Source organism: Motilibacter rhizosphaerae (assembly GCF_004216915.1).
GTDB lineage: Bacteria > Actinomycetota > Actinomycetes > Motilibacterales > Motilibacteraceae > Motilibacter > Motilibacter rhizosphaerae.
This window is the reverse complement of the sequence record NZ_SGXD01000001.1, coordinates 1,171,384-1,191,775: the sequence shown is the minus strand read 5'-3', so window position 1 is coordinate 1,191,775 and position 20,392 is coordinate 1,171,384. Positions and strand designations below refer to the sequence as shown.

Sequence of the window (20,392 nt, the reverse complement as noted above, 5' to 3'; positions counted from 1 at the left end):
CCGCACCGCCTGCGCCGCAGCACTCCTGCGCTGGCTGCACGCCGTCGTCACCCGCGGCACCGCCTGGGACCCGACCATCGCCAGCGGAGGCCTGCCCGCCACCACACCAGCCGCCGCCTGACACCCCCCAGCACCGCTGACGCGGCGCCACCAAGCCCGGCCGGGACAAGCTCGAACGCCCCTCGAGGACCACCTCGCGCATGAGCATGAGCAGTCCCGCCCGCCTCCTCCCCCAAGCTCGATTCACGCTGCCGGGAACAACCCGATTCCGCTAGGCAGAGCACGAGGAGACGGACGGACACCCGCCCCCCAGGCTTGACGCGAACCGCGTTACGTTGCTCATGCCGCCCTGCGCACCGCCCTCAGAGGATGAGAAGCCCTCGGGCTACAGGGGTTTCACTCCTCAGGGGGCCGGCCGCTCTGTGTCTGCCAAGAAGGTTGGGCGCGCGACCGCGGCCTTGAAGCGCTCGCCGTCCCAGGCGTCGGCAGTGCAGGGTCCCTGCCCGCCTCGCCCTCGGGAGGCCGTCCTCATGCTCGTAGACGTCTTAATCACCGGTCAGTTCGCGGATGAGTCTCGGGCTGATGCTGACCAATGCTGCTCCTCGGGGCGGACCGGTCGGCGGGATCCTCACCGGCGTACCAGCTCTCGAGCAGCTGCAGCCTCTCCCGCGTCGGCTCGTCGGCGGGGTAGTAGACGAACAGGCTGACGGTCGACGAGTCCGGCAGGGCGAGGGCCTCGAAGCCGAGGTCCAGTTCACCGACGACGCGGTGGCGCAGCGTCTTGCGCCCGGTGCGGTGGTACTTCACCTCGTACGCGGCCCAGCGCCGCGAGAAGTCCGCGCTCCCGGTGGCGAGCTCACCGACCAGCGTGGTGAGGCGCCGGTCGGAGGGGTTGGCGCCGACGTAGCCGCGGAGCACCGCGACGACGTCGTCGGCGGTCTTCGCCCAGTCGGCGTAGAACTCGCGGGCGGCGGGGTCGAGGAAGGTGAAGCGGGCGTTGTTGCCCTTCGCGATGGCGCTGCTCAGCAGGTCGTCGTACAGCGCCCGGGCCAGCTGGTTCGTCGCGACGATGTCGAACCGGTGGTCGCGTGCCCATGCCGGCAGTCCCTGCATCGCGTCGATGACCGTCTGCAGCCCTGGACGGAGCGCAGCAGGGGCACTGCTCACCGCACGACGCGGAGCACCAGCGGCACGGGCGAGGTCACGCAGGTGCGACAGCTCCGCCTCGTCCAGCTGCAGAGCGGCCGCGAGCGCCACGAGCACCTCGTCGGAGACCCCGGAGAGGTTGCCACGCTCGATGCGGACGTACCAGTCCACCGAGATGCTGGCCAGGACGGCGACCTCCTCACGCCGGAGCCCCGGCACCCGCCTGCCGGTCCCGGCACCGAGACCCGCCTGCTCCGGCGTGATCCTCGCCCTGCGGCTGCGCAGGAACTCCGAGATCTCGTTCCGCAGGTCCATGCGCCGCACCATACGCGCAGGCAGCAGCCCCTGGGAGGTAGTGCCGGTCCCCCGATCAGCAGCCACTTCCTCGTGCCGCGGGGTAGGCGTCCACTGGACCCATGGAGACGATCACCCTCAACAACGGCGTCACGCTCCCTGCTCTGGGCCTGGGGGTCTACCAGAGCCCTCCCGAGGAGACCGCCGCTGCGGTCGCCACCGCCCTCGAGGTGGGCTACCGCCACGTCGACACGGCAGCGGCCTACTTTAACGAGAAGGAGGTCGGGGACGGTCTGCGTCGGGCCGGGCTGCCCCGGGAGCAGGTGTTCGTGGAGACGAAGGTCTTCCCGAGCGACTACGGCTTCGAAGAGACCCTGCACGCGTTCGAGAAGTCCACCCGCAAGCTCGGCGTCGACCAGCTCGACCTGCTCATCCTCCACCAGCCGCGCCCGAGCCTGTTCGAGCGCACGGTCGCTGCGTACCGGGCGCTCGAGAAGCTGCTGGCTGACGGCTCGGTCCGCGCGATCGGGGTCAGCAACTTCATGCCCCACCACCTCGAGCGCCTGCTGGACGAGGTGGACGTCGTGCCTGCCGTCAACCAGGTCGAGCTGCACCCGTACTTCCAGCAGCCCGCGGTGCAGGCGGCCGACCGCGCGCGAGGGATCCTCACCCAGGCCTGGTCGCCGATCGGCGGCATCACGTTCTACCCGGGGCCGTGGCGCGAGGACCGCAGGAACGTCATGCAGGACCCCGCGATCGCGAAGATCGCCCACGAGCACGGCAAGTCACCGGCCCAGGTGATGCTGCGGTGGGGGATCCAGCAGGGCCGGTCGGTCATCCCGAAGTCGACGAACCCCGCCCGCATCACCGAGAACCTCGACGTCTTCGACTTCGAGCTCGACGCGGACGAGATGCGCAGCATCGATGCCCTCGAGACCGGTCTGCGCACCGGACCTGACCCGGACGAGCCGCGCGGCGACTTCTACGACCGCCCGATCCCCGAGGCCTGAGGAGCTCCACCTGCCTCCGGCAGAACAGGCGCTCAGCCGGGCGCCGCCGCCCGGCTGCCCTCAGCGGGGAGCGAGCAGCCAGTCGAGGGCGACCGGCAGGGCGCGCAGGACCGAGACGTGCCCGTCGCGCGGGCGCAGCCACAGCTCGCCGAGGTCCAGCTCGGCGAGCTGCGCCGGCGCGTGCGCCGGAGGGATGACCCGGTCCTCGCCGCCCTGCACCAGCAGCACCGGCGCCTGCACCTGGCGCAGCTCGAAGCCCCAGGGCTGCGTGAAGGCGACGTCGTCGTCCGTGGCGCCGTCCGCGCCCTCCCGCCCGGCGGCCTGGGCGTCCTGGCCGAGCGGGGCCCACTCGCCGTCGAGCGCCGCCCAGTCGCGCTCGCCGAACTGCGCCGGGTCGAACTCCGCGACCTCCGCGTGGGCCAGCCTCGCCTCCCGGCCCGCGACCGCTGCGCGCAGCCCGCCGGGTGACTGCATGCCGTCCCACCACCAGGGCACGTCGCTGAACGGCGCGACGCCGGCGAAGCACACCACGCCCGTCACCCGCTCACCCAGCAGCGCCGAGCAGGCCAGGGCGTGCGGTCCGCCACCCGAGGCGCCGGCGACGGCGAAGCTCCCCACCGCGTACGCGTCGGCGACGGCGGCGATGTCGCCCGCGACCGACGCGACGTCCCGCCCGGGGCTGAACGTCGACCCGCTGTAGCCGGGACGCGCCACGGACACCCACCGGATGCCGCGGGGGCGTCCGGCATCAAGCAGGGGCTGCAGCAGCGCGCCGGTCTGCGGCGAGCCGTGGTGCCAGACGACGGTCAGGGCGGCGTCGGTGGGGCCGGCGGCGTAGGCCCGCACCACCCGCCCGTCGGGCAGCGGGACGTCGCGCGCGTCGGTCACGGGTCCACGGTATTCGCTGCCGTCCCGGTCGCTCCCGCAGCGATGGAGATCGTTGTCAGCCGCCCGTCGATAACGTTTTCGATCGTTACCCGTTCGTGATCTGCCGTCTCCTTGACCCCGCAACACCACCTCCTTACGTTGGCCACGGGCCCCACCGACATCTCCGGAAAAACCGCCCGGACCACCACGTCCACAAGGAGTCCTCCGTGCTTCGTCGTTCTCTCGCCGCCGCTGCCGTCGGCGTGGGTGCTCTAGTGGCCGGCTCCACCGCCGGCCTGGCACCTGCGACCGCGGCGGCGCCCGCGGTCCAGTCCCACACCCCCCGCGCCAAGGGCTTCCCGGCCGGGTCCCTCGCCGCGCTCGCCGACGGCGTGCGCCTGCGCGTCGGTGCCGCGATCAACACCGACCTGCTCGGCACCGACGCGACCTACACCGCGCTCGCCGGCTCCGAGTTCTCCACGGTCACGCCCGAGAACTCGATGAAGTGGGAGGTCGTCGAGCCGCAGCAGGGCACCTACGACTGGTCCGGCGGCGACAAGCTCGTGGCCTTCGCCCAGGCGCACAACCAGCTCGTGCGCGGCCACAACCTCGTCTGGCACAGCCAGCTGCCGAAGTGGCTCACCCCCGACGGCGTGACCACGACCTTCACGAACGACCAGGTGAAGGCGATCCTCAAGAAGCACGTCATCGACGAGGCCACGCACTTCAAGGGCAAGATCTGGCAGTGGGACGTCGTCAACGAGGCGTTCAACGACGACGGGACCCCCCGCCAGGACATCTGGTACAAGGCGTGGGGCGGGCTCGGCTACATCGCCGACGCCTTCCGCTGGGCGCACCAGGCCGACTCCAAGGCGCTGCTGTTCTACAACGACTACAACATCGAGTACACCGGACCCAAGAGCAACGCGGAGTACGCGTTCATCAAGGGGCTCAAGCAGTCCGGCGTCCCGATCGACGGTGTCGGCTTCCAGACGCACCTCGACACGCAGTACGGCTTCCCGGACCTCAAGAACAACCTGCAGCGCTTCGCCGACCTCGGGCTGAAGGTCGCCGAGACCGAGGTCGACGTACGGACGTTCACCAAGCCCGCGCCCGACGTCAACGTCCCCGCGTCGGGGCTGGCGCAGGCCGCGCAGGAGGCCTACTGGATGAAGACGCTGCAGGCCTGCCTGGCGGTGCGGCCGTGCATCTCCTACACGGCGTGGGGGATCAGCGACAAGAACTCCTGGGTGCCCGGGGTCTTCGCCGGCGAGGGAGCGGCCCTGCTGTGGGACGAGGGCTACCAGCCCAAGCCCCAGTTCACCGACCTCCAGGACCTGCTGGCTCTCTCGCAGGACGGTCGCCGTCACGGCTGAGCGCGCTGGGCTGAGCGCGCTGGACTGAGCGCCGAACCACGCGACCCCGGTCGCAGTCACCTCGACTGCGGCCGGGGTCGCGCTCTGCGCGGGTGACCACTCCCCCGCGCTGGCACGAAAGGGCAACGGCCCTTGCCCCGCGTTGCAGAGCGACTGGAGACTGCGGTTCCGCCTGGGGGGTCACGGACCACGGGGTCCGAGCCGGGCGGGTCCGGGGGGACCGCATGCGCCTGCACCGCCGCCCTGCCGCACGTCTGGCCGCCGCCGCGCTCGTCGCCCTGGTGACCGCGCCGCTCGCCCCCGTCCCTGCCACCGCCGCGGTGAGCCGGCCCGCCCCCCACGCCGAGGCGCTGGTGCTCGACCCGGCCGCCGGCGGGGACACCACGGCTCCGCGTGTAGCCGCGAGCACCCGCGGCGTCTGGCCGGCGGGCACGTACGCCGTGGTCGTCGCCCGCGGCACCTTCGGCCGGTGGGCGGCGGCGAACTGGCGGCGCGGGGTGCGCTGCGGCCACCCGGAGCCCAGCGCCATCTACCCCAGCACCCTGCTGCCGACGGCGGTCTACCACGAGCAGGGCTACGTCGGGCAGGACCCGGAGGTCCTGTTCGCCGAGCCCAACGCCTGCATCGCCAGCGAGGGCGCGCTCCCTCGCCCGGTGGACCACTTCCGCATCGACGCGGGCTCCGGGTCGGTCCACCCCGCGGCCGTCGGCGGCCCGTACACCGCTCCGCGGGCCGACCACACCTACGCGTACGTCGTCCGGGGGCAGGGCGCCCGGCTGCACTTCCGCATCGCCGACGACTTCGCGCTCGACAACTACGGCTTGCTCTCGATCCTCGTGCGCCCAGCGGTGCGCAGCGACTGCGCGGGGGCGGGCTGGCAGGCGTTCGGCGGGGCGTTCGCCGACCGGAACGCCTGCGCCGCAGCGCTTCCGGGCGTGGCCGCTGCTCGACTGCCCGGCCCGACGCTCGTCGTCACCGGCGTCCCGCACGCCGTACGCGCCGGCGCGACCGCGGCCTTCGCCGCGCGGGTCTCCGGAGCAGCCGGGCCCGTCACCACCGCGCGGGTCGCCCTCTGGGTGCAGGCGGTCGGCGGCAGCTGGAGACGAGCGGCGACGCTTCGACCCTCCGCGTCCGGCATCGTCCTCGCCTCCGTGCGCCCACGGGTCTCCGCGCGCTACCAGTTCCGCCTCGTGGGCTCGACGGTGAGCACGAGACCGCTGCTGCTGCAGGTACGCGGCTGACCCGTCCTCTCGGCAGCGGCTCAGCGGCGCAGCTCGAGGAAGGGGTTGCCGGCCGGCGCGAAGCCCAGCGAGCGGTAGAGCCCTTCGCCGCCCTCCGAGGCGTTGAGCCCGTACCGCGTGACCCCGCGCTCCTCGAGCAGGTCGAGCAGCAGGCGCAGGCACCCGCTCGCGATCCCGCGCCGCCGCCAGGCGGGGTCGGTGGCGACGCTGAGGACGTACGCGGCCCTGGGGCGCTCCTGCGACGGGGACGGGAGCAGGTCGTAGACGATCGCCACCGCACCTCCGACGGCCACGGGTCCGGGGGCCTCGGCGAGGACGGCGACGAGGTCGCCTCCGAGGCGCTCGGCGATGGACGCGGTCGCCGCGTCCCGCCACGGGAGGCCGCTGTCCGGGTCCCTGCCCAGCCCCTCGAACATCACCGCCCGCAGGCGGGTGAGCTCTCCCGCGTCAGCGGCGGTCGCCTCACGTACGCGCCACTCCGCCATGGCACGCCACCGTAGCGACCGCCGCCGAGGGCGGTCAGCGGACGACCAGCACGCCCGTCATGTCCGGGTGGAACGCGCAGTGAAAGGCGTAGCGGCCGGGCTTGCGCGGCGCGACGAACGACGCGCTCTTCCCTGCGGCCACGTCGACGGAGAACCGGCCGCGGGCGCCCGAGGTCACCGTGTGCTCGACGATGTCCTTGTTGACCACCCGCACGCGGGCGCCGCGCGCGACGCGCAGGGGGACGCGGAAGCCGAAGTCCGCGATCGTGATCGTCGGCGCCGCGGCGCGCTCGACGGCCCCCGCGGAGGCCGCCACGGGGGACGCGGTCGCGGGCGTCACGGGGAGCACGGCGGCGGCGAGGGGCAGCGCAGCGGCGGCGGCGAGGGCGTACGCGCGGGTGCGGATCATGCACGTCGTTCGGCGCCGGCGGCCGGGCGGACGTGTCTCCTGCCGTGGACGACCGCTCACCGGAGCAACCGGCGCCACAGGGACCGCGGGGCACCGCCGGGGAGGCGGGCGGCGTACCGCCGTGACGGTTCGACCTCGTCGAGCCGCGCGCGCAGCCGCTCGTCCACCCACGGCCCGCCGGTCCAGAGCAGACCGCCGGCGGTCCGCTCCCCGCTGACACCCCGCCCGAGCAGGCCGGTGTAGTCCGGGCCGAACCAGCACCAGCGCGGTGGCGCCGGGGGGAGCCCGAGCCACTCGCCCAGCCCGGCGAGGTACGGCTCGGCGGGCCGGTCGCCCGGCCCCCACAGCTGGCCGCGGTCCAGGGTCTCGCCGCCCTCGACCGACGCGGAGACGTACATCGTCCCAGCGGACGCCAGCGCCAACGCGAACCGGCGCACGCGCTCGTCGTCCGGGTCGAGGACGGCGCTGAGCGAGTGCGCGACGGTCGGGCCGGAGCGCGGAGGGCGGTGCGGACACAGCGAGGCGCTGTAGACCGGCGCCGTCCCCGCCAGGTGCAGGAGCGACTCGGCCTGCTCGGCGGCCCGCCGGAAGCCGTCCTCGCCGTCGCGGTCGAGGCGCCCGCGCAGCGGCTCCACCTCACCGAAGCGCCGCGGCAGCGCCTCGGGCAGGTGCTCGCGCGCCGCCGCGAGCCACCGGTCGGCGATGTCGGACGCGGACGCCGCCCGCTCGTACCACCGCACCACCAGCACGTCCACCTTGCGCTCCGGCATGGGGACTTCCTACCGGTCACACCCGGCCGCTGCCCAGCACTGCGCCCCGGGACGCCGGGCCCCGGGCATGGCGGTGGTTGCGCTGGGTACGACACTGTCCGCTGCCCGCTAGCTGGGCAGCGGAGGACGAGGACCGACGAGCTGGAGGACGGATGAAGATCGGGATCATCGGAGCAGGCAACATCGGCGGCGTGCTCGCCCGGCGGCTGACCGCGCTCGGGCACGAGGTGGCCATCGCGAACTCGCGCGGGCCGGAGACGCTGCAGGACCTGGCCGCCGAGACCGGGGCGCGCGCCGTCCCCGCGAGCGAGGCCGCCCAGGGCGCCGAGATCGTCGTCGTGACGATCCCCCAGCGCAACATCCCGGACCTGCCGCCGAGCGTGCTCGACGGCGCGGCGCCGGACGCGGCGTTCGTCGACACCGGGAACTACTACCCCCGGCAGCGCGACGGCCGGATCGAGGCGCTCGAGGACGGGCTGCCGGAGACCCGGTGGGTCGAGCAGCACCTCGGTCGCCCGCTGGTGAAGGCGTTCAACAACATCTACGCGCAGCACCTGGGCGAGCTCGGCAAGCCCGCGGGTACGCCGGGGCGCGTCGCGCTCCCGGTCGCGGGTGACGACGCGGCGGCCAAGGCCAAGGTGCTCGCGCTCGTCGAGGAGCTCGGCTTCGACGCGATCGACGCCGGCGGCCTCGACGACTCGTGGCGCCAGCAGCCCGGGACGCCGGTCTACGTCACGGACCTCGACGCGGACGGCGTGCGCCAGGGCCTCGCCGCGGCGAGCCGCGAGCGGAGCGCCGACTTCCAGGGGACGGCGTCGAGCCCCGGCACGTTCGAGGACCCCGCCTGACCGGACGGTCGCTGGTGCAGGGCTGAGCGCCCCGCACCAGCGACCGGACCGTGCGGGATCAGCCGAGCCGCAGACCGCGGATCGCGTCGGCGAACCCGTCCAGCGCCTCGCGGTAGAAGCGGGGCCCGTAGGAGACCCGGGCGACACCCAGGTCCTGGAGCGTCCCCAGGGACAGTCGGGGACCGGCGTTCCCGTTGACGGGGCCGGGGATCCCGGCGACGAGCTCGGCGAGGACGCCCGGGTCGCTGACGCCGATGGGGTAGACGCAGTCCGCACCCGCCTCGAGGTAGAGACGGGCTCGCCGCAGCGCCTCCGCGACACGGTCCGTCTCGGGCACGCCGCTGGCCGCGAGGAACACGTCGACCCGCGCGTTGAGGACCACCGGCACTCCGAGAGCACCGGCAGCGCTGCGCACGCGGGCCAACCAGCGCGCGTGCGTCTCGGCGTCCTGGAGGCCGCCCTCCACGTGGTCGGTGTCCTCGATGTTGCAGCCGACCGCACCGGTGTCGAGGAGCCGGTCGACGAACACGGCCGGGTCCATCGCGTACCCCGCCTCCGCGTCCATCGACACCGGGACGGTGACGGCGCGGGCGATGCGCGCAGTGGCCGCGAACATCTCCTCCCACGGCGCACCTTCTCCGTCCTGCAGGCCCAGGACCGCACTGGTGGCGGCACTGCTCGTGGCGACGGCCGGGAAGCCGCCCACCTCGACGACCCGAGCACTCGCCGCGTCCCAGGCGTTGGGCAGGACGAGCAAAGGCCCGTCGTGGAGACCTCTGAACTGCTCCGCCAGACCGGCCAGGCGGTCGGTGTCGCGGCTCGCGGGGCTCACGCGACCTCCTCGAACGACTCGCGCTCGGGACGTACGGCGAGACCGGGGTCGTGCTCACGGGTCGCGCGGGGCAGGAAGAGGGCGACGGGCACGGCGAGCAGCGCGATCGCCGAGCACACCCACCACGCGTCGTGGAACCCCTCGGTCAGGGCGCCGGGGAGGCTCGCGCCCGTGGTGGTCAGGGTCGCGGTGCGGCTCGCGGCGACCGTGCTCGCGACGGCCACCCCGAGGGCGCCGCCGATCTGCTGCGCGGTGTTGAGCAGGCCGGACGCGACGCCCGTCTGGCTCTCCTCGACCCCAGCGAGACCGGCGACGGAGACGGGGATGAAGGCGAAGGCCGTGCCTGCGCCGGTGAGGATGAACGGTCCGGCGAGGTTGCGCCAGAAGCCGCCGTCGGCCGGGGCCTGCGTCGTCCAGGCGATGCCTCCAGCGACCATCGCCATGCCGACTGCCAGGACGCGTCCGGCGCCGACCCGCGTGACGAGGACCTGCGACGCCCCAGCGCACGCGACGGACGTGAGCGAGGCCGCGAGCCAAGCGAGCCCGGTCTGGAGTGCCGAGAGCCGCAGCACCTGCTGCAGGTAGAGCGTGCCGATGAAGAGGAACGCGTAGAAGCTCGCACCGAGGGCGAACCCGACGACGTCGGCCCCCACGACGGAGCGGTTCGCGGCCAGGTCCGACGCCAGCAGGGGTTCGGCCGCCCGGGCCTCGATGACGACGAACGCGACCAGCAGCAGCCCGGAGGCCGCGAGGAGACCGACGGTCCGTAGCGTCCCCCAGCCGTGCTCCGGGGCGGTCGAGATCGCGTACACCAGGAGCAGGAGGGCCGCGGTGACGGCGGCGGCGCCGAGGGCGTCGTACCGGCGCGCCGAGACCTCCTTCCGGGACTCCGGGACCACGCGGAGTGCGGCCGCTGCGGCGGCCAGCCCGATGGGCACGTTGAGCAGGAAGATGTACGCCCAGTCGCCGTAGCGGGTCAGGGCCCCGCCGGCGAGGAGCCCGACCGTAGCGCCGGCGGCGGCCAGCGCGCCCCACACGCCGAGGGCCCGGTTCCGCTCCGCACCCTCCGGGAACAGCCCGAGCACGCTGGAGAGGGCCGCCGGCAGGACCACCGCTGCTCCCGCCCCCTGCACCGCGCGGAAGAGCACCAGGGCCAGCGGGCTCTCGGCCAGAGCGCAGGCCATCGACGCCGCGGTGAAGACCGCCATCCCGGCGACGAACATCCTGCGTCTGCCGAGCAGGTCCGCCGCGCGGCCGCCGAGCAGGAGGAGGCCGCCGAAGGTCAGGCCGTACGCCGTGACGATCCACTGCAGGCCGGACTCGGAGAAGTGCAGGTCGCGACCGATCGTGGGGAGCGCGACGTTGACGATCGTCAGGTCCACGATCGTCATGAAGTAGCCGACGGCGAGCACGCCGAAGGCGCGCCAACGAGAGGCGTTGGTCATGGGAGTTCCTCGTGTCTGGTGGAGGTGTCTCGGAAGGAGGGATGTCGTCGTCCTGGGCCGCGCTGGCCCTCGGCTAGGACGAGGGGTCGCGCCGGATCGTCCGCAGCACCAGCGGTTCGAGCCCGATGTTGGTGATCCGGCGGAGGTGGAGACCGGAGAGCGGGAGCACGGCACCCTCGGCGAAGGTGCTGCACCGGCCGGACAGGCACTCGAGGAGGAGCTGGCCCCGCAGGACGACGACGACGGCGGCGGACCAGTCGGCGGCGGCGCAGGGGATGCTCTCGGCAGCCAGGACCGTCATCGTGGTGCAGGAGCAGCCGGGCAGGGGACGGTCGTGCAACAGCGCGTCCGGGTCCATCACCCGCCGCCGGCGGCGTCGAGCTCGAGGGCGGCAGTCGACCCCGCGGGCAAGGTGACAGCGAGCCCGAACCACGGGGCGACCTCATCGCTGAACCGGGTCAGTCGGACGATGCCGGCCTCGCCGACGGCGACGACCTCGAAGCCGGAGAGGCGCAGGAGGCCCGTGGTCGTGTCGTCGACGTAGATCCCCCACGCCGCGTGGGTGTTCGCCCGGGTCGGGACCAGGAGGGCCGGGCCCCGGCGGCCCGCCGTCACGGCCGTGAGGAACCGGTGCGCGGCGTCGCGCCCGTGGTACTCCCCCGGTGTGGGCGGCATCCTGAGCCGCACGTCCGCGGACATCAGGGCCACCATGGCGTCCACGTCGAGGGAGAGGAAGGCCTCGACGAACGAGTCGACCAGGGCGGCGTCCTCGCGAGAGGGCTGGACAGGCCGTCCCTCCGCTGAAGCCGGACTGCGCTCGAGGCTGGCCCGGGCCCGGTTGAGCGCGTTGTTCACCGTCATGGTCGAGGCCTCGAGCAGCGCTGCTGTCTCCTTCGCGGAGTACCCCAGCACGTCGCGGAGGATCAGCACCGCGCGCTGCTTCGCGGGGAGCCGCTGCAGAGCACTGACGAACGCCAGCGTGATGGTCTCGCGGGACTCGTACTGCGCCTCCGGGCCCGGCTGCTCATCGGGAAGCCCCTCGAGCAGGGCGTCGGGGAAGGGCTGCAGCCACGCCACGTCTCCCTGCCCCGTCGGTGCGGGCACCCCGACGGGCAGCGCCGCGCGAGGGCGTCGGCTCGCCGTCCGCCGGTGGTTCAGGCACCGGTTCGTCGCGATGCTGTAGAGCCAGGTCCGCAGGGACGACCGGGCGCCGTAGCCCGCAAGCCCGGTCCATGCGGCGAGCAGGGTCTCCTGGACGACGTCCTCGGCATCCTCGAGCGACCCGAGCATCCGGTAGCAGTGGACCTGCAGCTCGGTGCGGTGCGGGCCCACGAGGACGTCGAACGCCCGGCGGTCACCGCTCCGAGCGCGCTCCAGCAGCGTCGACACGGGGGCCTCCTCTCCCTGTCGGGGCGCGCCCGGCGGACGGTCCCGCCTGTGCAGACACCGCGAGGAGCCGGAAGTAGTCGCTCGGCAGCGCGCGGGATGCACGTCGAGCAGGCGGCGCTGACCGCGCTGCTCGCCAGGGAGTGGCTGGAGTCAGCCGAGCGCCGGGGAGCTCCCGCCCTCGACCGCCGAGCTGCCGAGCCCCTTGCGGACAGACTCGAGGATCGTCAGCCCCTGGCCGGCGAGGGACGCGACCGCACCGTTGAGCCCCTGCGCGCCGTCGAGGACCGTGACGTTCGCACCGTTGAGCCCGCTCGCCGCCGCGCGCACGAGGTCGGGCAGCTGCGCGATGATCGCCTGGTCGAGGGCGATGCCGTTCTCCGCCGCGGCCGCCTCCGCGGACAGCCGGGTCGCCGCTGCCTGCGCCTCGGCGAGGGTACGGATCCGCTCGGCCTCGGCCTGCGCGGGCTTGATGACCTCGGCGATGAGCTGGGCCTCGCGCAGCTCGGCGTTCTTCTGCGCCACGAGGGCCTGCTCGGCGAGGACCGCCTGCTGCGCCTGGGCGGCGGCGAGCGGGCCCGCCTGCGACGCCTTCTGCTGGGCGATGTCGATCTCCGCCTGGTACTGCGCGCGGGCGACAGCGGTCTGCCGGGCGTACTCGGCCTGGTTGCGGTCGCTCTCCTGGCGCGCCATCGCGCTCGCCTGGTCGGCCGCGGCCTGGGCGATCTGCGCCGCCTGGTTGACGGTCGCCTGGTGCGGCGCAGCGAGGGCCTTGATGTAGCCGCTGCCCTTGTCGTCGATCGACTGGATCTGCAGGCTGTCGACGGCCAGACCGATGCGGGCCATCTCGACCTTGCTGGCATCGAGGACGTTCTCGGCGAGCGTCTGGCGCTCGCGGATGATCGCCTCGACGGTCATGCTGCCGACGATGCTGCGCAGGTGGCCGGCGAAGATCTGCCCGGTCAGCTCGTCCATCTGGTTCTGGTTCGCGAGGAAGCGCTGCGCGGCCGCGGCGATCGAGGCGTTGTCGCTGCCCACCTTGAACGCGATGACCGCGCGAACCGACAGCGTGATCCCCTGCTGGCTCACGCAGTCCTCGACGACCGTCGCCTCGCGCATCGCCAGCGTGAGGAACGAGGTCCGTCGGAACAGCGGCAGCACCCAGGTGCCGTGCCCCACGACGATGCGGAAGGGCAGGCCCCCCTCCCCGGAGTTCCCGCCGGAGATGATCATCGCCTGGTCGGGAGCGGGGACGTGATAGCCGAGCATGGGTCGGTCTACTCCTCTGTCTGCACGCCGTCGTTGGCCCAGGGCAGGACGTCGACGGCACCGTTGTGACGGACGCTGGCCACGAGCGCGCCCTCGCCGCGTGCGATGGGCACGTCGGCGTAGGCGATGAACGTCTCGTAGGCCCCGCGGAACAGCAGCCGGACCTCGCCCGGCTCCGCACCGCCGCGGACGCGTGTGACGACCTCGCCCACGAGGCCGACCAGCGCGCTGTCCCCCACGGGCTCATTCTTACGCCCTCCGCCACGACCCGGCACGGCAGTCCGCTCAGGTCACGGTGGTGCGCGCCGCAAGCGCCGGGTCGGCGTACGCGCGGGTGGCGACGACGTCGGCCAGCTCGCGTGCCGCGCGCAGCACCTGGACGTGGGTGAGCGCCAGCGGCGAGAAGCCGAAGCGGGCGATGTCGGGCTCCCGGAAGTCGCCGATGACGCCGCGCGCGAGCAGCGCCTGCACCACGGCGTACGCGCTGGCGTGGCGCACGCTCACCTGCGACCCGCGCCGCTCGGGCTCCCGCGGGGTCACGGGCTCGAGGTCGGGAGCGAGCTCGGCCAGGCACTCGAGGAAGAAGCCCGTGAGGCTGACGGAGCGGGCGCGCACGTCGACCATGTCGAGCCCGTCGTAGACGTCGAGGGCGGCGTCGAGGGAGAGCAGGCTGAGCATGGCGGGTGTGCCGACGCGGGCGCGCGACACCCCCGGGGCCGGCTCGTACGCGGCCTCGAAGGCGAAGGGGCGGGCGTGGCCGTTCCAGCCCGCGACCGCGCCGCGGAACTGCTCCTGGTGGCGCTGCGCGACGTAGATCCAGGCCGGTGCACCCGGCCCGCCGTTGAGGAACTTGTAGCCGCAGCCGACCGCCAGGTCGGCGCCCCACGCGTCGAGCTCGACGACGAGCGCGCCGGCGGAGTGGCAGAGGTCCCAGAGCACGAGGGCACCAGACTGGTGCAGGGCGTCCGTCAGCGCGGGGGCGTCGAGCCGCTCTCCCGTGCGGAAGTCGACCTCGCAGAGCACGGCGACCGCGACGTCACTGCCGCGGTCCGCGAGGAAGTGCTGCAAATGCGAGGGTTCGACCTGGGCGACCTCGAGACCGAGCAGCTCGGCGACGCTGGCGACGACGTAGAGGTCGGTCGGGAAGGACGCGGGGTCGATGACGACCGTGCGGCGGCCGGGGTTGAGCCTCGCCGCGGCGACGGTCGCCGAGAACAGCTGCTGGGACGTCGAATCTCCCGCGACGACCTGGCCTGGAGCGCCGCCCAGCAGCCGACCGATCCGGTCACCCGCACGGCGCGGCGCCTCCCACCACCCGTGGCGGTTCCAGGAGGTGATGAGGTCGTGGCCCCACTGCTGCTCGACGACGTTCTGCAGGACTGCGGGAACGTGGCGGGGAAGCGGGCCGAGCGAGTTCCCGTCGAGGTAGATCGTGCTGTCCGGCAGGGAGAACTTCGCCGGCTCTCCCGCAAGCGGATCGACCGCGTCGAGACCGGCGGCGCGCTCGTCGAGGCTCATCCGGCGCGGTGCCCCTCCGGCACCTCCTCGCCGGGGGCGACCGGTCCGGGGGGCGTGCCGTCGCCGAAGGGCCTGCCACCGAGGGACTCCCGGCCGTGCGGGGTCAGCCAGCCGCTCAGGTCCGGGCCGAGCGGGACGATCCCGGTCGGGTTGATGTCGCGGTGCACGCAGTAGTAGTGCTGCTTGATGTGGACGAAGTCCACGGTGTCGCCGAAGCCCGGCGTCTGGAAGAGGTCGCGCGCATAGGCCCAGAGTGCCGGCATCTCGTCGAGCTTGTTCCGGTTGCACTTGAAGTGCCCGTGGTAGACGGGGTCGAAGCGGACGAGGGTCGTGAACAGCCGGACGTCGGCCTCGGTGATGGTGTCGCCCACGAGGTAGCGCTGCCCGGACAGCCGCTCCTCCAGCCAGTCCAGCCGGTCGAACAGACGGCGGTAGGCCCGCTCGTACGACTCCTGGGAGCCGGCGAAGCCCGCGCGGTAGACGCCGTTGTTGACGTCACGGAAGACCAGGGACGCGACCTCGTCGATCTCGGCCCGGAGCGGCTCGGGGTAGAGGTCCGGCGCGCCCTCGCGGACGTGCTCGGTCCACTCGGTCTCGAGGTCGAGCGTCATCTGGGCGAAGTCGTTGGTGACGACCGCGCCGTCGCGGGTGTCGACGATCGCGGGGACCGTGATCCCCTTGTCGTAGCCCGGGATGCGGGTGAAGTACGCGTCCTGGAGCCGCTCGATGCCGAGGACGGGGTCGACCCCGCCCGGGTCGAGGTCGAAGGTCCAGGAGCGCGCGTCGTGGGTCGGCCCGGCGATGCCCATCGACAGGACCTGCTCGAGACCGAGCAGCCGGCGGACGACCACGGCCCGGCTCGCCCAGGGGCAGGCACGGCTGACCACCAGGCGGTAACGGCCGGGCTCCACTGCGTAGCCGTCGCGGCCGTCGCGGGTGATCCGCGTCGCGATGTAGCGCTGGTCGCGGGTGTACTCCGTCCCGGGTGTGACGTAGCTGCCCTGCTCGGCCATCCTGCCCTGCCTCCCGACGACGTGCCTGACGCCATGCTCCTCCCCTCTAGCGCGGCGGGCTACCCACAGGTACGTTGCCGACCACCCCATACCTACCGGGAGAGGTCGGATCTTGCGTCACAAAGCGCTTCTGCCCACCGGTGCAGCCGCAGCCGTCCTGGCTGCGGCTGCGCTGCCCACGGCCCTCGCCGCGCCCGCCACTGCAGCTCCCGCCAGCCAGCACGTCATCGTGCTGCTCAAGGACCAGCACGCGAACCTCCCCGCGAGCGGCAGCACCCTCGCCGCCCGCGTCGCGGCGACCTCGGCCGACCAGCGGTCCCTCGTCGCCAGCGCGAAGGACAGCGGAGCCACCGACGTCCGCCAGCTGCACGTCGCCAACGCCTTCGCCGCGACCGTGAGCGCGCCGGAGGCCGCCGCGCTGGCGGCAGACCACTCCGTCGCCGCGGTCGTCCCCGACCGGCTCGTCGCGGCACCGTCGCGGCAGACCGACACCGGCGGCGTCCCCGGCGCCACCGGCACGCCGCGGCCCACGAGCTCGACGGTCTGCCCGACCGACCCGGCCAAGCCGCTGCTGGAGCCCGAGGCCCTCCAGCTCACGCACACGGCGTTCAACGACCCGGCGACCCCGAGCGCGAACCAGATCGCCACCGGCAAGGGCGTCACGGTCGCGTTCTTCGCCGAGGGCATCGACGTCGACAACCCCGACTTCATCCGGCCCGACGGCTCCCACGTCATCGTCGACTACCAGGACTTCAGCGGCGAGGGCACGCAGGCCCCGACGTCCGGCGGCGAGGCCTTCGGCGACGCGTCGTCGATCGCTGCGCAGGGGCGCCAGGTGTACGACATCTCCAAGGTCGTGTCGGCGGCGCACCCGCTGCCCGCCGGCTGCACGATCCGCGTCCAGGGCGTCGCGCCCGACGCGAAGCTCGTCGCGATGAAGGTCTTCCCCGCGGGCGGCTTCGCCTTCAACTCCGCGATCCTCAAGGCCCTGGACTACGCGGTGACCGTCGACCACGCCGACGTGCTCAGCGAGTCCTTCGGCAGCAACCAGTACCCCGACACGGGCAACGACCCGACCGCGCTGTTCAACGAGCAGCTCGTGGCCGCGGGCGTCACCGTCGTCGCGTCGAGCGGTGACGCCGGTCCCGCGAACACCATCGGCTCGCCCGCCAGCTCGCCCGGGATCATCTCGGCTGCGGCCACGACGAGCTTCCGCTACTACGCCCAGGTCGGCTACCGCGGCTTCCCGCTCTCCAACGGCAGCTACCAGGACGACACGATCTCCGGGCTGAGCTCCTCGGGCTTCACCCAGGCCGGCCGTACGGTCGACCTGGCCGCGCCGGGCGACCTCGGCTGGGCGGTCTGCACGCCGGACCTCGACCGGTTCGAGGACTGCGTCGGCCCGAACCTCCAGCCCTCCCCGGTCTACGGCTTCGGCGGCACCAGCCAGTCCGCGCCGTTCATCGCCGGTGGTGCGGCGCTGGTGATCCAGGCCTACCGCGACACCCACGGCGGCACGAGCCCGGCTCCGGCGCTCGTCCGCTCGCTGCTCACCAGCACGGCCGACGACCTCGGCGCTCCGGCGCAGGAGCAGGGTGCGGGTCTGATGAACACCCTGCGCGCGGTCAAGGCCGCCCGCTCGGCGCCCGGGTCCTCGGTCGCGTCGAGCAGCAACGACCTGCTGGTCCAGCCGAGCAGCGTGTCGGTCGCCACCGAGTCCGGCAGCACCTCGACCGCCACGGTCAGCGTCACCAACCTCGCTGCCGAGCCCCGCACGCTGCAGACGCGGGCGCGGACCGACGGCCGGGTCATCGGTGACCCGCAGACCCAGCAGGTCTCGCTCGACATCACCACCGACCCGACGTTCGTCGACAGCAACGGCGCCAACCGCGCGTACGTCAAGACGACGTTCGACGTGCCGGCCAAGGCGCAGCGGCTCACGGCGTCCATCGCGTACCCCGGCGCCCAGGTCGCCGCTGCGGGCGGCCGCGTCTACCTGACGCTGCTCAACCCCGACGGCACGTACGCCGCGCACAACCTGCCGCAGGGCAGCAATGACGTCGGCTACGTCGACGTCCCGAGCCCCAAGGCCGGTCGCTGGACCGCGATCGTCTTCACCCCGAAGAACGCGGCCGGCTACAGCGGCCCCGTGCAGCTGACCACCACGGCGTACAAGGACCACACGGCGGCCACGGCCCCGACGGTCACGCTGGCGCCCGGTGAGACGCGCGACGTGAGCATCACGGTCCCCCAGCCGCACGCTGCGGGCGACTACTCCGAGGCGATCGTGCTCGGGACCAAGGGCGCCAGCGGCAGCGCGACGACCATCGTTCCGCTGACCCTGCGCACGCTCGTCAAGCTGCACGCGCACCACGCGCGCTTCGAGGGGACTCTCACCGGCACCAACGGCCGCTCGGGCATCCCGAACCCGTCGCTGACGTACGCGTTCGACGTCCCCGCGGGCACCAGCGCACTGCGCGCCTCGCTCTCGGTGCCGCAGCTGCAGGGCCAGGCGCTGTACGGCTTCCTGGTCGACCCGAACGGCGAGCCCGTCTCCGAGCGCACGAACCAGCGCGCCTCGGGCGACAGCACCACGCTGGTCGACGGGCTCGACCTCGCGACGGTCAACCCGCAGGCGGGCCGGTGGCAGCTGGTCATCGCGCAGTTCGGCGCGTCGGAGCACACCTCCGGCGAGACCGGCTTCCGCGTCGACCTCTACCTCGACGACGCCAAGGTGAAGGCCAAGGGCCTGCCCAGCGGCGGGACCCTGCAGGCCGGCGTGCCGGCCACCGCGACGGTCCACGTGTCGAACCGCGGCAAGGCGGACGCGGCGTTCTTCGCCGACGCGCGCCTCGACGGCTCGACGACGCAGCCGCTCGTCGTGACGGGCAAGGACTACACGTTCACCGACGCGCCGCTGAACCCGTTCCCGGCGGTCACGGTCCCGACCGAGACCACCGCGCTGACGGTGTCGGCGACGGCGAGCGCCCCGATCGGGTTCGAGATCTCGCCGTTCCCGGCGGACCACCTGAGCGACCTGGCGTTCGAGGGCGACCCCGACGTCGTGGCCGGCCCGCTGGGCACCTCGCCCTCGGTGACGGTGACCGACCCGATCGTCGCGCCGCAGACGTGGCTGGCGCTGCCCACCGCGGTCGGGCCCGTCGGCCCCGACGGGGCGGGCACGATCTCGAGCACCTTCTCGGCGACCGCCCAGACCAAGGCGTTCGACGCGGCGGTCACCTCGAGCACGGGCGACCCCCAGCTCGCGACCGTCGACGCGGCAGCACCTGCTGCCACGCCGCTGGTCCTGGGCGCCGGGGCCGATGGTGACATCACCGTGACGATCACCCCGACCGGGGCGCCCGGCACGACGGTCTCCGGCACGCTCTACATCGACACGAAGGACGCCGTCACCGGCAGTGTCGATGAGGTCGCGGCCCTGCCCTACAGCTACACCGTGGGCGGGTCTGCCTCGATCGGCTGACCCTCCCAGCTCCACGAGGGCCCCGCTGCCGGATCTCCGGCGGCGGGGCCTTCTGCTGTGCTGCCAACTAGGACGAGGTGGACGGCGGGGCTAGGACTCGAAGACGGGGACGGGCATGGAGGACCACGAGCGCGACATGGACGACGTGGTGCCGGAGCCATCGCCGGTGTGGGACCCCGCCAGCCCGGCCGCTCCCCCGCCGACCGCGACTGCCAACGCCAGGACAGCGGCTCCACGCCGGAGCTTGCTCATCGTCGTTCCCCCTCGCTCGCGGCCTCGTGCCGCTACCTGCGTCCAGGATGAGCGGACGGTGAGAAACCGTCTACGCACAGCGCACTTCTCCACTCCAGGCGCCCAGCCAGAGGTCCCAGGACCGGACGTGCGACGTGCCCGACGCGCCCTCAGCGTGCGAGCGCGACCCCGTTCCAGGACTCGTCGTCCGTCACCTCGCGGATGACCTGGAAGCAGGGCGGGAGGAGGGCGGACGGCCCTTCACCGTCATCGACCTCCGCGACCGCCGTGCCGTCCTCGTGCTCGTCGACCGCCACCACGCGCGACCCCCACGGGAAGAGGTGCCGCGTCTTGCGCAGCGTCCGGCCCGGCAGGGCCGACAGGACCGCCCACTCGTCCTCGTCGAGGTACGCCGTGGTGCAGGCGACTTCTCGGGGACCGTCGGTGAGCCGCACCTTGTGCGTCAGCTTGAGGACCACGGTGCCGTCGTCCTCGCGCACCTCGCGCAGGCGCAGCCGTGTGCCGGTGACGTACCGGTCGACGATCCGCCTCCTCGTCGTCGCCCCCTCCGGCACCTCCGACAGGAGGAAGCGACGCTCACGCTCGACCACGGCGTACTTCAGGGACACGGGCACGAGACCGCACGCTAGCGGCCGTCGCTGCGCCGGGGACGCAGGAGAGGACCCCGGCGACGGGCCGCTCGCGCTCGCTCAGCTCCACACGTAGCGGGCGCCTGGCGCCGTCCGTGTCGAGCATCCCCGAGTCGCC

Annotated in this window: 19 protein-coding genes; 5 read left to right on the top strand and 14 right to left on the bottom strand. The window is 73.3% G+C overall.

The window, feature by feature from the left end; genetic code table 11:
* Positions 1-549: 549 nt before the first annotated feature.
* Positions 550-1,461, bottom strand: coding sequence for an MmyB family transcriptional regulator (locus EV189_RS05445; RefSeq protein WP_130491867.1), 912 nt, complete (start codon positions 1,459-1,461; stop codon positions 550-552).
* Between the two features lie 101 nt (positions 1,462-1,562).
* Here EV189_RS05445 and EV189_RS05440 point away from each other — a divergent pair, with 101 nt between their 5' ends.
* On the top strand, positions 1,563-2,450 hold the full coding sequence (locus EV189_RS05440; RefSeq protein WP_130491866.1) for an aldo/keto reductase: 888 nt from the start codon (positions 1,563-1,565) through the stop codon (positions 2,448-2,450).
* A 60-nt stretch (positions 2,451-2,510) separates the two neighbouring features.
* Here EV189_RS05440 and EV189_RS05435 read toward each other — a convergent pair whose 3' ends face one another.
* Positions 2,511-3,338, bottom strand: a complete 828-nt coding sequence (locus EV189_RS05435; RefSeq protein ID WP_130491865.1) for an alpha/beta fold hydrolase — start codon at positions 3,336-3,338, stop codon at positions 2,511-2,513.
* 206 nt (positions 3,339-3,544) lie between these two features.
* Between EV189_RS05435 and EV189_RS05430 the strand changes: the two genes are divergently transcribed.
* Together EV189_RS05430 and EV189_RS05425 are read left to right on the top strand one after the other, a co-directional pair.
* On the top strand, positions 3,545-4,693 hold the full coding sequence (locus EV189_RS05430) for an endo-1,4-beta-xylanase (RefSeq protein WP_130491864.1): 1,149 nt from the start codon (positions 3,545-3,547) through the stop codon (positions 4,691-4,693).
* Positions 4,694-4,917: 224 nt separating this feature from the next.
* Positions 4,918-5,934 (top strand): hypothetical protein, encoded by a 1,017-nt coding sequence (locus EV189_RS05425; protein WP_130491863.1) that lies wholly within the window; start codon positions 4,918-4,920, stop codon positions 5,932-5,934.
* 20 nt (positions 5,935-5,954) lie between these two features.
* Here EV189_RS05425 and EV189_RS05420 read toward each other — a convergent pair whose 3' ends face one another.
* Genes EV189_RS05420 through EV189_RS05410 form a run of 3 tightly spaced genes read right to left on the bottom strand, consistent with a single transcriptional unit; the run spans position 5,955 to position 7,598 of the window.
* A complete protein-coding gene (locus EV189_RS05420; RefSeq protein WP_130491862.1) occupies positions 5,955-6,419 on the bottom strand; it encodes a GNAT family N-acetyltransferase in 465 nt (154 codons plus the stop codon).
* A gap of 34 nt (positions 6,420-6,453) precedes the next feature.
* A complete protein-coding gene (locus EV189_RS05415) occupies positions 6,454-6,828 on the bottom strand; it encodes a cupredoxin domain-containing protein (RefSeq protein ID WP_130491861.1) in 375 nt (124 codons plus the stop codon).
* A gap of 56 nt (positions 6,829-6,884) precedes the next feature.
* Positions 6,885-7,598, bottom strand: a complete 714-nt coding sequence (locus EV189_RS05410) for a hypothetical protein (RefSeq protein WP_130491860.1) — start codon at positions 7,596-7,598, stop codon at positions 6,885-6,887.
* 152 nt (positions 7,599-7,750) lie between these two features.
* Here EV189_RS05410 and EV189_RS05405 point away from each other — a divergent pair, with 152 nt between their 5' ends.
* Positions 7,751-8,446: an NADPH-dependent F420 reductase gene (locus EV189_RS05405; protein WP_130491859.1), complete on the top strand. Its 696-nt coding sequence runs from the start codon at positions 7,751-7,753 to the stop codon at positions 8,444-8,446.
* Positions 8,447-8,504: 58 nt separating this feature from the next.
* Here EV189_RS05405 and EV189_RS05400 read toward each other — a convergent pair whose 3' ends face one another.
* From EV189_RS05400 to EV189_RS05365, 8 genes are all read right to left on the bottom strand, one after another.
* A complete protein-coding gene (locus EV189_RS05400) occupies positions 8,505-9,278 on the bottom strand; it encodes an isocitrate lyase/PEP mutase family protein (protein WP_231116078.1) in 774 nt (257 codons plus the stop codon).
* Entirely contained in the window at positions 9,275-10,723 is a 1,449-nt protein-coding gene (locus tag EV189_RS05395) for an MFS transporter (RefSeq protein WP_130491858.1), read from the bottom strand. Before EV189_RS05395 ends, EV189_RS05400 begins: the two co-directional genes overlap by 4 nt.
* A 73-nt stretch (positions 10,724-10,796) precedes the next feature.
* Entirely contained in the window at positions 10,797-11,024 is a 228-nt protein-coding gene (locus EV189_RS05390; RefSeq protein WP_130491857.1) for a hypothetical protein, read from the bottom strand.
* A gap of 56 nt (positions 11,025-11,080) precedes the next feature.
* Positions 11,081-12,112 carry an RNA polymerase subunit sigma-70 gene (locus EV189_RS05385; RefSeq protein WP_130491856.1) on the bottom strand — a complete coding sequence of 344 codons (1,032 nt, stop codon included), beginning with the start codon at positions 12,110-12,112 and terminating at the stop codon, positions 11,081-11,083.
* A gap of 150 nt (positions 12,113-12,262) precedes the next feature.
* Positions 12,263-13,378: an SPFH domain-containing protein gene (locus EV189_RS05380; RefSeq protein WP_130491855.1), complete on the bottom strand. Its 1,116-nt coding sequence runs from the start codon at positions 13,376-13,378 to the stop codon at positions 12,263-12,265.
* Positions 13,379-13,386: 8 nt separating this feature from the next.
* Positions 13,387-13,617, bottom strand: a complete 231-nt coding sequence (locus EV189_RS05375; RefSeq protein ID WP_130491854.1) for a hypothetical protein — start codon at positions 13,615-13,617, stop codon at positions 13,387-13,389.
* Positions 13,618-13,663: 46 nt separating this feature from the next.
* The gene (locus tag EV189_RS05370; RefSeq protein WP_130491853.1) at positions 13,664-14,896 is read right to left on the bottom strand and encodes a kynureninase; all 1,233 of its coding nucleotides are present in this window, start codon (positions 14,894-14,896) and stop codon (positions 13,664-13,666) included.
* On the bottom strand, positions 14,893-15,909 hold the full coding sequence (locus tag EV189_RS05365; protein WP_130491852.1) for a glutathione S-transferase family protein: 1,017 nt from the start codon (positions 15,907-15,909) through the stop codon (positions 14,893-14,895). The genes EV189_RS05370 and EV189_RS05365 overlap by 4 nt, the downstream gene beginning before the upstream one ends.
* Before the next feature lie 112 nt (positions 15,910-16,021).
* Here EV189_RS05365 and EV189_RS05360 point away from each other — a divergent pair, with 112 nt between their 5' ends.
* Positions 16,022-19,393 (top strand): S8 family serine peptidase, encoded by a 3,372-nt coding sequence (locus EV189_RS05360; RefSeq protein WP_130491851.1) that lies wholly within the window; start codon positions 16,022-16,024, stop codon positions 19,391-19,393.
* A 401-nt stretch (positions 19,394-19,794) separates the two neighbouring features.
* Here EV189_RS05360 and EV189_RS05355 read toward each other — a convergent pair whose 3' ends face one another.
* Positions 19,795-20,259 carry a CYTH domain-containing protein gene (locus EV189_RS05355; protein WP_130491850.1) on the bottom strand — a complete coding sequence of 155 codons (465 nt, stop codon included), beginning with the start codon at positions 20,257-20,259 and terminating at the stop codon, positions 19,795-19,797.
* Between the last annotated feature and the right edge of the window lie 133 nt (positions 20,260-20,392).